Raw genomic sequence first — 14,438 nt, 5'->3', positions numbered from 1 at the left:
AAAGCCTCCTTGCCGAGAAATGTACGTTTATTTTTGGTACTTGTAGCCTTCTTGGACTGGATAGATATTCCCGAAGCTCATGATTCCTTTTGGATCAAACGCTTCTTTCAATGTTTCCAGCATATAGTAAGCCGATTGATGCTCGTCTTTGGTCCATTCGTTCCGGTATTTACCGATTCCGTGATGGTGACACATCGAACCGCCTAATTTCAATGTTTCTTCAACGATGATCGCTTGGATCGGATGGTGGTAAATTTTCATTTCATCCTCTGGTTCGCAATTGATATCGTAGTTATACACGAAGTACATATTCGTTCCATTCAAGTAGCTGTGGGAAGAGTGCCCGCCCAGCATAGTCAAATCGTCCGCACGAGGAAATTCGTTGCGAATCCGTTCAATCACATTGTTGTAGATTTTTGTGATGGTTTCCCAATCCGCAGAAACTTCAGTCGTATAGCCATCGTGCTTGTCATTGTCGATCATGCCCTGGATCTCATCGTCGATCGTTTGCTGCGTCCAGTTCAATTGGTTGAACCAGTTTTCGATCAATTGCGAATCCACTTGCTTCACGATGCCGTCTTTGAATTTTTCAACAGCTTCTTCAATGCCTTTGCCTGTTGCTTCCACAATGCCTTCAGGTCCTTCTGCCATGAAGATCAAGACACATTGCCCTTCGTAGAAATGGTAGAAATGTTGACGTGCGTCTTCTGGTGAATACGTCCGAGCAACCGATGGACGGTAGCCATTGACCATCACTTCACGGAGAACTTTTACCCCGTCTTCTACATCCTTCACTAGATAGCCGTAGAATTTGTTGTTGTCTGGGTAATATTTAAAGATTTTCACCGTTACTTCAGTGATGTAGCAAAGCGTTCCTTCATTCCCGATAACGATATGGCGAATGTCTGGTCCGCCGGCACGACGTGAAATATTTTTGATGCGCGAGATATGCCCATTCGGGAAGACACATTCCAACCCAACGACCATGTCTTCGATCCCGCCGTATAAAGTTGAAAATTGTCCGATCGAACGGGTAGCAACCAAGCCGCCGTATTGTGCGATCGGTTTTGATTGCGGTGAATGCCCTGTCGTATAGCCGATTTTTCTTAATTCATCTTCCAACGCCTGCAAAGGCACACCTGCTTGAACCGTCGCCTGCATGTTGTACGCATCGATTTTTAAGATTTTGTTCATATGAGAACCGTCGATCACTAATGCCAGGTCTTTCCAGTTTTCAAGTCCGCCCTCTGTCGCTGTTTGGCCGCTGCGCGGAATCACATTGATATCATTTTCATTACAGTACATCAATAATTCTTTGACTTCTTCTGGATTGTTCGGATAAACGACCGCCGTTGGCAATGGATTGTCCAAAACACCTTTTGCTTTCATGTATTTACGGTAACGGTCAGAGGCCGCATCGTACAATGTTTCATGATCCGTCACTACCTGTTCCTCAGAAACGATGTTTTTTACGTCGTTAATGATTGCTTCTTTCACTAATGTCTCAGAACTCATTCAAATAACCCCATTCATCTTTTTTTCGAAAGCGCTTTTCCTGAGTTCAGTATAAAGTGAAGAATCCGCTTTTTCATTAAAATTTGATTAGATTTTCTATTTATTTTAAATTTTTTTGTATTTATAGGAAAATTTTCCGCTTTATATTTGCTTTTTAGAAGATGGCCGTGCTATGCTTGTGTCAAGATACAAAGGAGGCCCCGCGATGAAGATTCAGTTGGATCGAATGAATGAGCTCGAACGCACTATCCATGCTCGTTTGTTAGAAGAAAGCCGAGAAAAGACGAACTTGACCATCACCGAAGCCGCGAAACTCGCCGATGTTTCCCCTTCGAAGATTTCAAAAATGGTAAAGAAGATGGGCTTTTCCGGGTATAAAGAATATTTCCGCTTCTTGACCGGCAAAGAATTGGTCAAACAGAAACGGTTGAATAGTGAGTTTGCCCGCATCAAAGAGTTCATGGAAAACTTTGATGAAGCATCCGTCGATTATTTAGCAGAGCTGATTCAGCAATCTGGAAAAATATTGCTCTTCGGCTATGGCCCGACAAATTTTTGTATGGAATACTTTGAATACAAACTAAATTTCACCCTGAATAAAAATGTCATTCGCGTGAGTCAGCCATCCTTGATTCCTGATCTGTTGACAGAGGATTCGTTGCTGTTGGTTTTTTCCGTCGCCGGAAAATTCGCCAACTTTGATCCTTTGTTTGAAGAAGCAAAAAAACACCACGCAAAATCATTGCTGGTGATGGAAGAATTAAATACAGACCTTTCCCTGGATAGCAGTGAGATCATTTTTCTGACAAAATCGCATCAGAACGAGCAGTTGAAGTCTCATGAAAAGACGCGAACGATCTTATTGATGTATATCGAAGAAGTGATTCGTAAGCTGACGCAAGAAGACCCCCGCAATGAATAATTGCGGAGGCCTTTTTTTTGTGCTTATTTCATGATCCAATCAAACAGCCAATCCATCATGATCGCGATGAAGGCACACAGGACCGCCCCGACGATGATGATGGGTGCGCCATCTGTGATCGCGATTCCCCGCAAAATGACATCCCCGACACCGCCAGCGCCGACGAAGGAACCGATCGTCGTGATCCCGACAGAAATCACCAGCGCATTACGGATGCCCGCCAAAATTACCGGCATCGCCAACGGGATCTTGATCATATACAGGATTTGATAGCGATTCATCCCGATTCCTTTGGCGCTATCGATATACATCGGATCGACATTGACCAACCCGACATACGTATTTTTGACGATCGGCAATAACGAATACAGCACCACTGTAGCGACCACCGTATTCTGTCCCAAGCCCATCAATATCAGCAAAACAGTCAGCATCGCGATCGACGGTACGGTCTGGATCACATTGATGATGCCGATCACAAAATCTGAGAGCTTTGGGCGTTCCGACAGCAAGATCCCTAATGGAAAGCCGATCAGAAAGGTCAGTACGACGCCAATCACCGAAATGTAGACGTGAATCCCAAATTGCTCGATCAAATAGGAGGAATTCTCACTCAAGTATTGCATCAAATTATCCAGCATCAGCTTCCCTCCTCAAAATAATTGTGCTGTTCCAAAAAGCGCCGCGCGATGATCTTCGGCTCCAGCAGCTCGTTGTCTGATTCATAATTCAAGCGCTGCATCGTTTCCGTGTCGATCGTGTTTTGCAATTTCAATAAAATCGGCTTGAGTTCAGGATATGCCTTCAATGTCTCGCCAGAAACCACGACACTCGCTGTATACGGCGGGAAGAATTTCAAATCATCCTCCAGCATCACCAGATCATAGCTTCCCACACGTCCATCGGTCGAATACCCCAAGATCACGTCCAATTCATTTGACACCAGCGCATCATAAAGCAGCCCCACCTGCATCGGATAGACCCGTTGAAAGGTCGTATTGTATTCCTCGGTGTACCCTTTATAGCCGTCGCCTTCCCGCTTGTACCAGGTTTGGTCAGAGCCTAGCCGCATTTTCCCAGCGACTTTTTGCAGGTCGCTGACTTTTTTCAGCCCGTATTTTTTTGCGGTTTCCTGCGTCACCATAAAGGTAAACTGATTGGAAAACCCATAGCTTGGGAACCAATCAAAGCCGAAGCGTTTATCAAACTCCCGCTGCACGATCTTTAATGCTTTGTCCGGCTCTTTTTCTGTCGGCAATCCCAAGGTCCCGATCAGATCCGTCCCCGTATAGCGCGTCGGTGCGATATCTAGATCGCCCCGCAGCATCGCCTCGTGCATCAAGTTGGCAGAGCCTAAATTGTTTAGATAGACAATATTTTTATTCGTTGAATGCTGGAGAAGCTCGACGACGATATTTCCTAAGATCTGTGATTCAGAGGTCACCCCTCCAGCCACCGTGATCGTGTCGTCTTTGGTAGAAAAATTGCGCATGATAAAACTTCCAAAAAGAAGGATCATCGCCACTAAAAGTACGTTTCGCTTTTTCATCGGCTCACCCTCGATCCATCGTTAATTTTTGTTCAGAACGTTTCAACAGCGCGTCAGAGACCAACGCCAATAGCGTGATAGGGATCGTCCCCATCATAACTAAGTCCATCCGGTACAAATTCAAGCCGTTGAAAATATAATCCCCCAGACCGCCTGCACCAATATAAGCAGCCAGCGTCGTCCATGAAATGACATAGACCGTCGACACGCGAATCCCAGCCATGATCACCCCCATCGCTAACGGCAGCTCGATTTGCAGCAGCCGCTGCATTTGCGACATGCCCATGCCCTTAGCAGCATCCAGATAAGTCGCATCGACAGACTTGATGCCCACATACGTATTTCGCAAGATCGGCAGCAACGAATACAAAAACAGCGCGATGACCGCCGGAATTTTTCCGATCCCAAAAAGCGGGATCATGATGGACAGCAATGCCAATGACGGGATCGTTTGAAAGACGCCCACGACTTTGATCACGGTTTCTGATCCTCTAGACAACCGCGTCAATAACGCCCCCAATGGCACCGCCACAAGAATCCCTAAAAAAATCGCAAAAAAGGATAAATAAAAATGTTCCCAAAATTTCAATAAAATCTCATTGCCATATTCAGACCAAAAATTCATACCATCACCTCCTATTGCAACTGTTCTTGTACGAGTGAAACCAAGGACGAACGGGTCACGATCCCAACCAGATGTTCCTCGTCATCCACCACGGGCAGGTATTTGTAGGTGTGATTGATCAATGGCTCGATCACATTTGCGACCCGGTCGTTTTGATTCACGCTGGCCGTGTCTTTTCCCATCACTTCAAAAACAGACGTATTGGGCTTCAGCTTCGAGATGTTCCGCTCCACAAAATTGATGTCGACAAATCCTTTTAAGCATCGCTGATCGTCCACGACCAATAACGTATCGACTTTCTTTTCCGACATTTGGCGGATCGCATCCGTGATCGATTTACTGATGGAAATAGCTTCGACCCGGGGCACCATCAAGTCCGCCACAGTCATTTCATTGTTGTAGTAGCTGTTTCGCTTGCGTTTTCCGATCAGCTCCTCTACGAAATCATTGGCAGGATGTTCCAAGATCGTTTCCACCGTGTCGTATTGAACGATCTCGCCGTGGTCCATGATAATGATCTTGTCCGCCAGCTTGATCGCCTCATCCATATCATGGGTGACAAAAACGATCGTCTTTTTCATCTCCTGCTGCAAGCCTTTGATCATCTCCTGCAGCGCGTCTCGGGTGATCGGGTCCAAGGCACCGAACGGCTCGTCCATCAAAATGATGTCCTGACTCGCTGCCAATGCACGAATCACGCCGATCCGCTGCTGTTGCCCGCCAGAAAGATTTTTCGGCTTGCGCTCTAAATAGTCCAACGGCAGATCCACCCGCTGAATCAAGCGTTCCGCGATCCCCGCCTTCTTCTCTTCGCTCCATTTCAACAGCTTTGGAACGATCATGATGTTTTCCTTGATCGTCATATGGGGAAATAATCCGATGTTTTGGATCACATACCCGATTTTTCTGCGTAATTCATCTTCATTTAGCTGCGTAACGTCTTCTCCATTGATCTTGATACTGCCCTTAGACGGCTCGATCATGCGATTGATCATCCGCACCAAGGTGGTTTTTCCGCTTCCGCTCGTACCAATAACACAAATAAACTGATTATCCTCAATCGTTAAATCAAACGGGTGGACGGCGATTGCTTTTTCTCCATATCTTTTTTCAACCTGTTCAAACTCGATCATACACTGTTTCCTCCATCCATTATGTACTAGGCCGCCAGTGAATCTGGGCGGCTAGAGATTATCGAACCAAATACCCGCCATCAATGGGTAAAATATGGCCATTCACAAAATTCGAGGCCGAACTAGCCAAGAATATCAGCGACCCCATCAAATCCGCCGGCTCTCCCCAATAATTGGCGGGCACATGCGCCAAAACTTTTTGATTGGTCACAGGGTCGTCGCGATCCCGCTTCGTCATATCCGTAGCCAGATACCCCGGCGCCAAGCCATTTACTTGAATATTATGCCCCGCCAATTCGTCGCAGTAGGCTTTAGTCAGCCCGACCAATCCATGCTTCGCCGCCGCATTTGCTGGGGACGACTGTCCGCCTAAGAAGGCAAAGAGCGAACAAATGTTGATGATCTTGCCGCTTTTTTGCGGAATCATTTTTTTGGCTGCCTCATGAGACATCTCAAATGCCGCCGTCAAATTCAATTGGATCATCGGGTCCCACTTGGCACGGTCGAAGTGACGAACCTCCTCAGAAAGATACATCCCCGCACAATTCACCAGTATGTCTACTGTTCCGAAGACCTCGACACAATGCTCTACCACCTGCTGAGGGACCCCTTCATCTGTCAAATCCACTTCCATGAAAACATAGCAGGAACCCGTCTCTTCAATAATCTTCTGCGTCGTCCCATCATCATCGATCAAGCTCGGAACAAGGATATTCGCACCACTTTGCGCGAGCGCCAACGAGAAGGCACGCCCGATGCCGGTGTTGCCTCCTGTGACGATGGCTGATTTCCCCCTCAGCGAGAAAAGATCCATGCTGAATTCTGTTATTTCCATTTATGTCCCCCCATCGGTCCGTATGCAGACAAAAAAGCGGACACCAAATAAGCTGGTGTCCGCTTTTCTCTCTCCTCTTAGCATCAACGACCGTTTTCTATTTTTTATATTTCCCAAACATCCATGTTTGTGGTTGAAATGGCTACTGCTCCTGCCTGCAAGGCAGTCATGACGAGCTCCTTGTCGCAAACCAACCCGCTGGCAATGATCGGAACATCCACGACCTCCTGCACCCAGGAAAGTACTTTGGGCATCGCTCCCGGCAGCACCTCCACGACATCGGCCTTTGACGTTCCTAACTGCTTAGGCAAATTGTGAAACGATTTTGAATCGATCAAAAAGAACCGATGGACTGTAAAAAGTCCCCGCGCATTCGCCGCCCGCAGCAAGATCGACTTTGAGCTGATGATGCCATCTGCTTTTGTGGCTCGCTTCAAATAATCAACCGCTGTCTCTTTGGTCGCCAGTCCATCGATCAGATCCACATCGACCATCACGATTTTTCCAGCTTCTTTTAATTGGTCGACAATATCCACGATGCTGCAAACATCGCCATAAAGAACGAAGATAATGTCACTTTCGCAGGTCAACGCTTTCTCAAAACTGCGTTTACTATTGATCGCTGCAATCAATGGATTGTCTTCCATCATTTGTATAATTTTATTTTTCATCTGTCTACTGTCCCTACCAAGTAATTTAATACGCTTTCATTCTACCATACCTCACAAACTCTTTCATGAGAAATTCGCCGTGAGCAGCTATAGCGAGAAGAAAAAACGTCCATTCACTGTTCATCTCTGAAAGTGATTATTTTTATAGTTTACGGGAAAATAAGAATTTCGTCAATCGCTCTTAAGCTAATAAACCCCTTATCTTTTATTGAAATAGCAACGTTTTTTGACTGTTTCTCCTTCTTATCATTCAAAAAAAAGACACTTTATTTGACTATAGGTTCAAAAAAAACGTTGACATCGCTTTCATATAATTCTATACTTTGGGTGTTACTGGAGACCAGAGAGAAGTAACGCTTTTTTAAGCGTTGCTTCTTTTTTGTTTTTTTGTAGAAAAATTCACAAGCAGGAGGGTGTTATATGAACAGAGAAGCAGTTAAAAAATGGGGAACGTTGTTACTACTGTCAGCCGGTGCCGGAATCATTTTCCAGCTCCCGTACATTCGGGAGACGTTTTATGTACCGATTCAAAAAGCGATGGATCTGACCAACGCGCAGATGGGGATGCTCTCATCAGGGTATGCGACGATGGCGACTTTTTCGTACTTTGTCGGCGGAGTTGTCGCGGATAAGTTCTCCGCACGGAAGTTGTTGACCGTTTCATTCTTAGTGACAGGCGTTTTGGGTTGGTGGTTCTCCACATTCCCAGGCTTTCAGATCAGCCGACTCATCTTCGTTTTGATGGGGATCTCGACGATCATCACGTATTGGTCTGCGGCCATCAAAGCCACACGGATGTTGGGCGACAGTTCGGAGCAAGGACGTTTGTTTGGTTGGCAAGAAGGTTTACGCGGGTTGCTGAATTGGTTGTTGGTTGTTGGAATGAATGCGGTATTCGTCCGCTTCTCAAATGAAGTTTTAGGAACCGCTTGGGCTATTCGTGTTTGTGCGATCACTGTTTTCGTCATTGGTATTTTAAATTGGTTTGTTATTGAAGACACGGAAGCAGAAACACATTCAGAGCCTCTTTCTAAAGTAGTTATCGGTATGTTCAAAACGCTTAAGATCCCTCGTACATGGGTCTTAGTAGCGATCGTCTTCTTTGCCTACAGTATGTATGGCATTTTAGGCTACATCAATACATTTGCCATCAATGTTTATGGCTTGTCTGTCTCAGGCGGTGCACAGCTCGGCGCGATCCGTTATTTAGTTCAAGCTGCCGGCGGGATCATCGGCGGGATCATCGCAGATAAATTAGGGTCTCGTCTGCGGGTAATCATCGGCGGTGCAGCCTTGCTGACACTCAGCTTCGCTGGTTTCTTAGTATTGCCAGCCAACGCAGGGATGCTGGTTGCCGTCATCGTGAACTTTATCTTCGGCTTGTTCTTCATCTATGTAGTTCGCAGTCAGTACTTCGCGATCATTGATGATGCGGGCTTCCCAGTGGAAATGACCGGACGTGTTTCTGGACTCGTTTCGTGTCTTGGCTATTTGCCGGATGTCTTCATGTACACCATGATCGGCGGCTGGTTGGATAATAATCCAGGAAAAGCCGGCTTCAACATGATGTTCATGTATGCGATCGCCATGGGCATTGGGTGTATCATCTTCTCATTAGTATTGGCTGTCATTATCAAGAGAGCCAAAGCTTCTGGAACAGTCTCAGCGAACATCGACTAACCATCGTTCCTCTAGCCACATACAAAAGGGCCAACTCCTACAAGAGTTGACCCTTTTTGTTATTTTTCCGGCACATCCAAAAATTCACCGTGCATATTTTCGTAATGCTTGACGCTCAAGGTCTCAAAGACTGCGATGACTGGATGCTCATAATCCAGCTCTTTTTGAAATTCATTGAGCTGCGCAGCCAATTTTTTGTATTCGACCAACTCTTCCACAAACAAGTACCCCTTTAACGCGATACTTTCATGCTTTTCTTTGTTGAAGCAAAACAAGCTGCCAATGCGATTTTGGCGAATATTCTCTGCGGTTCGGCCGTCGCCATTGATGTAAAATTTGAAATAGTAAAACCCATTTCGTTCCAACGGCGGTGAAATAGCGATCGCATGGGGAAATCCGCGATTGTCCATTGTGATCATTGTGAACGTGTCTGCACTTGCCAACAACTTCTCCATATTCTTATCCATTTTTGTCCCCCCTCGCTTGTACTATTCGTGTGTTTCTGGTACATAAAGCGGCACAAAATCTGCCAAAAATTCCACGGTTAACGGCAATGCTGGTCCTTTGTCCCCGTCAATACGGGAATAGATTTTTTTATCCGTCAAAGGCGTGATCTCCAACTTGTTCGTCTCCAGATACGTCATAGCATCTGAATCCTTTAAGCGTCCCGTAAATACAAAACGCAAGAGCTGAAGCAATTTTCTGAGACGCATATTGTGCAAGATGCTGACATGAAGCTCATCATAATCGGTATCGACATACGGTCTGCCGCCGATCGAATGGGTGGTCGTTGCTAAAGAGAACCACACCTTCAATTTCTCGTGGTAATTGTCTGCGGTGATCTCGACGGGATAAGAAGTATCCTTCCCGACTTGCTTCAACGCTTTTAACGGATACACGATCAACCCGAATTTCCGCTTTTCACTTTGCCGCACTTCGTTGGAAATATCCGCAAAGGACCCAAAGGTAAAGGAGCTGATAATGGCTTTCTGCCGATCGTCGCAGGCAGCGATCCCGACCTTCCGTTGATGACCCGCGAGGATCACGTCCATCGCCTCTTCCTCGTCCATTGGAAGATGCCAGCGTTTCGCGAAGTTATTAATCGTTCCTCCAGGGATGATGCCTAACGGAATGGCTTTTCCAGCCTGAACAAACGCTGTCCCCACGATGTTCAAAGAACCGTCCCCGCCGATCGCGACAAGACCATCGTAATCGTCGATCGCCTCTTTCACTTTCTTGATTGCTTTCTCCGCATCAGGTGCCGTTAAAAAGTCTGCCGAGTGCCCCGCTTTTCCAAACTTCTCACGCATTTTTTTTGCTGATTCCTCCGCATCTCCGTCTCCTGCATTCGGATTAAAAAAAATTCCATAGCGCATGTTCTTTCACCCTCATTCATTTGCTGTTTTCACGTTTCTTTTCGCGCTAAATAACTAAAACTACTCTCTTTTACCTTATCATTTTTAAGGCAAAAAAACTGTTTTAACGACCTAAATCATAGGAATTTGAGCATTTTCACTTTTTTTCTATTAAAAAACTGCTATGATAAAGCAAAGAGAGGGTGAAGAAATTGTTTGAACCGAAAAAACCACGAAGAAGCGACGTCCCCTTCACTGCGATTCCTGAGCATATGCAGCAGGAAATTTGGCACATGATCTTCATGCGGCCACTAAAGGGATTGCCCCTGACTTCGCCGCAACGTTTTCACTTTTTTAAAAACAAAATGGCCCGTACACTCAGTGTCGTCTATTCCCAAAGTGAGCCTTATTTCTCAGATGGCATCACCGCCCCGTATGTCGAAGCCTACGACGACATCGAATTTCCAAAAGTAATGTATGTCTATGATACTGGCGAAGAGCTGCTCATGACGCTAGACGAAAAAAACGTTTGACCACTACGGCCAAACGTTTTTGTTATTTTACGACCATCACATTGCAGGGTGCTTGATTGACGACGTACGCGGTGGTTGAACCGACAAAAATCAGTGATAACGCCCCTAATCCAGTCGCCCCCATCACGATCAAATCTGTTTCCAGCTTTTCAGCCAGCTCCACGATTTCCCGTTTGGGATTGCCAGCAATGATTTGCGAAGTCAAATGAACCTCTTGCTCCTCCGCCACGCGATGATGCTCCAGATCCGTGATGATTTTCTGCGCCTTCTCATGGACTTCCTGCATCAAAGGAATCGAGTTTCCCCCAGTCGTTCCACTGAAACTAGCCGTGTCGATCACGGTCGCCAAAATCAATTTCCCCTTGTTCCTTTTTGCGATATTGATCGCCTCATCAAAGGCCTTTTTAGACTGCTCCGAGCCATCCACAGCAACTAAAATATTCTTATATTCGTCCACCATTTTTGCCACCTCTTTCCCCCTTAGTTTATCATTCTGGTCCCTATTCTAAAAAGAAAACTACTTCTTTCTCTTTGTTTTTTTATTTTTTTAGGACACTCCAAATAAGCCCCGCGAATACGTGTTAAAAAAGTCGGGGAGATTCTCACTTCCCCTCCTCAAGTCCCGTTCCTAGCAATCAGTACCTTTGTACAACCAATTCTATTCGCTTTCAGTAGTATGGCGTTCGTGGTTTTTCAGCTTTTTAATGTCTTCCACAGGCATTCCTGTTGCTTCTGAAATCTGAATGAGTGAAAGGTCCGTTTTTAATAAGTTGAGTGCGATCTCTCGGTCTCTCTTCGCACGCTCTTCTTCTCGTGCCTCCATCAACTGTGTTGATCGTACAGCGTCATCGATGGCTTTGGCTTTATTGATTCTCATGATCATGGTTCTTTCCTCCTTGTTCAGTTGGTAATAACTGATCTTCTTCTTTGCTGCTTTAATGTAGGATGGGGCGTCTTGTAGGACTTCTCCGGTTTTTAGGAAATATTGCCAGTATTGAGAGGCGCTGTTTGGCGCGACGTGTTTATTTTTTAGACTTAGGAAACAAAGGACAAATAGTTCTCTTTTTTTGGTGCCTAAAAATGGCTGATGGGTTTTCTCGTTCAGCAGACGGTAGATTTGCAGGGCGTCTTGTTCTTTATCGAATAAATGAAAATCAATGATATTGATTCCGTAGGCGGGTCGCAATGTTGAAAAGTTGTTCTTTTTTATGAATGTCTCGGCATCGCTGTTGCCATAAGCAGCGCGGAAGGCTTCGACGAGATAGAACAGGGTTCGTTCTTGGAAGTATTGATGCGGTTGAATTTGGCATTCGATCGTCGCATGGCTGCCGTCTTCCGTGATAGCCAAGATATCGACCTCGGTCAATCCGATTTCTACATTTTCAAAGGCTTTTTTATAACTATCGATGTGGTATGTTTCCTTGGGGGTCAGGGACTTGAATTCCAAGCCGAGCAGATCTTTGACAAAATTTTTAAGGATTGACGCGGAATCTTCAGAGGTGAGCATTTTTTTAAAGAGTAAATCATTTGTTGGCAAATAGTTTTTCATCGTTTCACGACCTTCCAGACAGCACACGTGCAAGCAAGGAAGGCTTTTCTCGCCCCCATTATAGCATGTGCTCTCGATTTTCTTCTACAACAACCTACGCAAAAAAACACAGGAATCTTTCGCAAGGGACGCCTGTGAGTACATGATTCTTTAAAACTGCTTTAAGGCAGGTTGTATAAATTGTCCTTTTCTGATCAGGGTGCTACACTTTCTTCACAGAACGAATAAGGAGAATCAGAGATGAATAAAACACAACGAAGAAAAGCCCATCTCATCATTCATAGTGCCTCCACAGCCGCTGCCGGTGTCGGTGCGGGGATGGCGCAATTGCCTTTCCCTGATGCCACGGTTTTATTGCCGATCCAGACAGCGATGGTGATCGCCTTAGGAAAAGTGTTCCACGTCAAGCTGGAGCAAGGCGCAGCAAAGGCGCTGGCAACACAGTTTTTAGCGCAAAAGGCTGGGCAGATGACGGCCCGCTTCTTAGCAGGCAAGCTTCCTGTTGCCGGTAATATCGTTAATGGCTCCACCGCTGCGGCGATTACTGAAAGCTATGGGTGGATGATTGCCAAAGAATTTTCCGAAGAGTCCTTGAAAAAGGGCAAAGTATAATAATTTTTTAATTAAGCGCGCGTGTTCTTTGAATCTATCGAACGTTTCGCTATACTGATAAGCGTGGATGAACTTGGTGTTTTACTCGTTCAATGATGTAGTCCGCATTTAAGACAGAGGTGTTGGTTCGATTCCAACCGTCCACGCTTTTCAAACGCACGCCTGCAGAAATTGCTGGTGTGCGTTTTTCTCTCTTCAATAGAAAGATTTTCATGTCAATCAATCGACGTTCCACAACGAATAAAAAAGGAATTTAGCTATGAAAAAATTGTCCCACTGGCTCTATCGACAGCCCAAACACATCATATACCGAATCGCCCTGCTCTTTTGCCTGCTTTTTTGGGTGATCGTCTTTGTTTTAGTAAAACAGGTATTTTTTTAAGAAACTTTCCATTAATACATGGAGGTTTCTTTTTTTTGCGTAGTTTTATAAAAAGGGCTCTCTTTTTTCTTTACTTATCGAACAAATGTTCGTATACTATGTATGAGGTGATGACCATGTCTATGATTAGTCCAGATTCTGTTGAACTTTTTTACCGCACGTATGATTCCTTAGTGAAGGACTCTTTGCCGCTGGCCTTATGTTTGAATCAGATCACAGCGAAGATGGATGCGGAAGATCGCGATTATTTTGTTATTCCTGCCGTTAAGACTGGGCGGAAGAAGGATATTTATTTCCAATTTGAACGTAAAAATAATGAGCTTGTTTTTAAAGGCATCCATACGAGGAGGAAGGCTGATGGAATCGCTTAAGGGAACAGTAGAGAAGTTGAAGATCATCCAATTTTCCCAACAGCCGCTGGTTTATTTTCAGCTTGCTGGTACCAACTGTTTGATTGCGGCCCACTCGTTGAATTTTCTCGCGGATGTGGAAAATGGGCTGACGATCGTTGTATCGGGAAGAAGAAATGCGCGGGGCCAACTGATCATCGCAAAATACGCGGTGTTAGGAAAAACCAAACTTATGACGGATATTCAAGCCCATCAAACTGCAAGTTAAAAGCCAGCACAAAAATGTGCTGGCTTCTTCTATGTTAGCGAACGACCATGACGTTGCACGGGGCATTGTTCACGACGAATGCAGTGGTTGAACCGAGTAACAGACGTGAAAAGGTTCCGGTACCCGTCGCGCCCATCAAAATCAAATCGATCTTTTCCTCTTCTGCGTAGGCAACGATTTTTGCTTTCGGATTGCCATCATCGACGATCGTCGTGTGTGCAATATCTTCTGGGATCAATTCTTCCAAGGACTCTACGACTGCTCCGGCTGCTTTATGCGCTTGCTTGACGACTTGGTCTACCGCATAGGGCTCGGCACCTAAATGGTTGGTATCAGAGACGATCAAAATATACAAATGGGCATCATTCCTGCGAGTGACTTCGATGGCTTCTTGAAACGCGCGTCGTGCCTGTTCAGATGAATCGACTGCGACAAGAATTCTTTTGTATGATTCTTTCA

General features: G+C 45.4%; 19 protein-coding genes. 6 read left to right on the top strand and 13 right to left on the bottom strand.

Annotated elements, in window-relative coordinates; all coding sequences use genetic code 11:
- Positions 1-27: 27 nt before the first annotated feature.
- Positions 28-1,515 carry an FAD-binding oxidoreductase gene (locus IGI66_RS13915; protein ID WP_010778917.1) on the bottom strand — a complete coding sequence of 496 codons (1,488 nt, stop codon included), beginning with the start codon at positions 1,513-1,515 and terminating at the stop codon, positions 28-30.
- A 205-nt stretch (positions 1,516-1,720) separates the two neighbouring features.
- On the opposite strand from IGI66_RS13915, the gene IGI66_RS13910 reads away from it, so the two are divergent.
- The gene (locus IGI66_RS13910; RefSeq protein ID WP_086305268.1) at positions 1,721-2,437 is read left to right on the top strand and encodes a MurR/RpiR family transcriptional regulator; all 717 of its coding nucleotides are present in this window, start codon (positions 1,721-1,723) and stop codon (positions 2,435-2,437) included.
- 23 nt (positions 2,438-2,460) lie between these two features.
- Here IGI66_RS13910 and IGI66_RS13905 read toward each other — a convergent pair whose 3' ends face one another.
- The 6 genes from IGI66_RS13905 to IGI66_RS13880 form a co-directional block, all read right to left on the bottom strand.
- On the bottom strand, positions 2,461-3,078 hold the full coding sequence (locus tag IGI66_RS13905) for an ABC transporter permease (RefSeq protein WP_086305269.1): 618 nt from the start codon (positions 3,076-3,078) through the stop codon (positions 2,461-2,463).
- Complete coding sequence (locus IGI66_RS13900) at positions 3,078-3,986, bottom strand: osmoprotectant ABC transporter substrate-binding protein (protein WP_010778914.1); 909 nt, start codon at positions 3,984-3,986, stop codon at positions 3,078-3,080. Before IGI66_RS13900 ends, IGI66_RS13905 begins: the two co-directional genes overlap by 1 nt.
- Before the next feature lie 4 nt (positions 3,987-3,990).
- Complete coding sequence (locus IGI66_RS13895; RefSeq protein ID WP_010778913.1) at positions 3,991-4,611, bottom strand: ABC transporter permease; 621 nt, start codon at positions 4,609-4,611, stop codon at positions 3,991-3,993.
- Positions 4,612-4,622: 11 nt separating this feature from the next.
- Positions 4,623-5,744 (bottom strand): ABC transporter ATP-binding protein, encoded by a 1,122-nt coding sequence (locus IGI66_RS13890; protein ID WP_010778912.1) that lies wholly within the window; start codon positions 5,742-5,744, stop codon positions 4,623-4,625.
- A gap of 58 nt (positions 5,745-5,802) precedes the next feature.
- Positions 5,803-6,579, bottom strand: a complete 777-nt coding sequence (locus IGI66_RS13885; protein WP_438849306.1) for an SDR family NAD(P)-dependent oxidoreductase — start codon at positions 6,577-6,579, stop codon at positions 5,803-5,805.
- Between the two features lie 104 nt (positions 6,580-6,683).
- The gene (locus IGI66_RS13880; protein WP_010778910.1) at positions 6,684-7,250 is read right to left on the bottom strand and encodes a glycerol-3-phosphate responsive antiterminator; all 567 of its coding nucleotides are present in this window, start codon (positions 7,248-7,250) and stop codon (positions 6,684-6,686) included.
- A gap of 420 nt (positions 7,251-7,670) precedes the next feature.
- Here IGI66_RS13880 and IGI66_RS13875 point away from each other — a divergent pair, with 420 nt between their 5' ends.
- Positions 7,671-8,930 (top strand): MFS transporter, encoded by a 1,260-nt coding sequence (locus IGI66_RS13875; protein WP_288226862.1) that lies wholly within the window; start codon positions 7,671-7,673, stop codon positions 8,928-8,930.
- A 59-nt stretch (positions 8,931-8,989) separates the two neighbouring features.
- On the opposite strand, the gene IGI66_RS13870 is transcribed toward IGI66_RS13875, so the two are convergent.
- Positions 8,990-9,397 (bottom strand): pyridoxamine 5'-phosphate oxidase family protein, encoded by a 408-nt coding sequence (locus IGI66_RS13870; RefSeq protein WP_010778908.1) that lies wholly within the window; start codon positions 9,395-9,397, stop codon positions 8,990-8,992.
- A gap of 21 nt (positions 9,398-9,418) precedes the next feature.
- Positions 9,419-10,306 carry a diacylglycerol/lipid kinase family protein gene (locus IGI66_RS13865; RefSeq protein ID WP_438849305.1) on the bottom strand — a complete coding sequence of 296 codons (888 nt, stop codon included), beginning with the start codon at positions 10,304-10,306 and terminating at the stop codon, positions 9,419-9,421.
- Between the two features lie 191 nt (positions 10,307-10,497).
- Between IGI66_RS13865 and IGI66_RS13860 the strand changes: the two genes are divergently transcribed.
- The gene (locus IGI66_RS13860; RefSeq protein ID WP_086305273.1) at positions 10,498-10,818 is read left to right on the top strand and encodes a DUF960 family protein; all 321 of its coding nucleotides are present in this window, start codon (positions 10,498-10,500) and stop codon (positions 10,816-10,818) included.
- Between the two features lie 22 nt (positions 10,819-10,840).
- On the opposite strand, the gene IGI66_RS13855 is transcribed toward IGI66_RS13860, so the two are convergent.
- Positions 10,841-11,278, bottom strand: a complete 438-nt coding sequence (locus IGI66_RS13855; RefSeq protein ID WP_438849885.1) for a universal stress protein — start codon at positions 11,276-11,278, stop codon at positions 10,841-10,843.
- Between the two features lie 198 nt (positions 11,279-11,476).
- Positions 11,477-12,367, bottom strand: a complete 891-nt coding sequence (locus tag IGI66_RS13850) for an Rpn family recombination-promoting nuclease/putative transposase (RefSeq protein WP_438849304.1) — start codon at positions 12,365-12,367, stop codon at positions 11,477-11,479.
- A gap of 240 nt (positions 12,368-12,607) precedes the next feature.
- Between IGI66_RS13850 and IGI66_RS13845 the strand changes: the two genes are divergently transcribed.
- Positions 12,608-12,979 carry a hypothetical protein gene (locus tag IGI66_RS13845; protein WP_431380040.1) on the top strand — a complete coding sequence of 124 codons (372 nt, stop codon included), beginning with the start codon at positions 12,608-12,610 and terminating at the stop codon, positions 12,977-12,979.
- Positions 12,980-13,028: 49 nt separating this feature from the next.
- On the opposite strand, the gene IGI66_RS13840 is transcribed toward IGI66_RS13845, so the two are convergent.
- Complete coding sequence (locus tag IGI66_RS13840; protein WP_157777026.1) at positions 13,029-13,202, bottom strand: hypothetical protein; 174 nt, start codon at positions 13,200-13,202, stop codon at positions 13,029-13,031.
- Positions 13,203-13,477: 275 nt separating this feature from the next.
- On the opposite strand from IGI66_RS13840, the gene IGI66_RS13835 reads away from it, so the two are divergent.
- Entirely contained in the window at positions 13,478-13,732 is a 255-nt protein-coding gene (locus IGI66_RS13835; protein ID WP_086305276.1) for a DUF5960 family protein, read from the top strand.
- Positions 13,719-13,979 carry a hypothetical protein gene (locus IGI66_RS13830; RefSeq protein WP_438849303.1) on the top strand — a complete coding sequence of 87 codons (261 nt, stop codon included), beginning with the start codon at positions 13,719-13,721 and terminating at the stop codon, positions 13,977-13,979. The genes IGI66_RS13835 and IGI66_RS13830 overlap by 14 nt, the downstream gene beginning before the upstream one ends.
- Positions 13,980-14,013: 34 nt before the next feature.
- Here the strand turns inward: IGI66_RS13830 and IGI66_RS13825 are convergent.
- Positions 14,014-14,438, bottom strand: a 425-nt coding sequence (locus IGI66_RS13825; RefSeq protein ID WP_438849302.1) for a universal stress protein, incomplete at its 5' end; no start/stop codon positions are given.

Origin of the sequence: Enterococcus sp. AZ048 (assembly GCF_051715125.1) — a bacterium.
GTDB classification, from domain to species: domain Bacteria; phylum Bacillota; class Bacilli; order Lactobacillales; family Enterococcaceae; genus Enterococcus_A; species Enterococcus_A gilvus.
The sequence above is the reverse complement of the archived record's forward strand: the minus strand, read 5'-3'. Positions and strand labels throughout refer to the sequence as shown.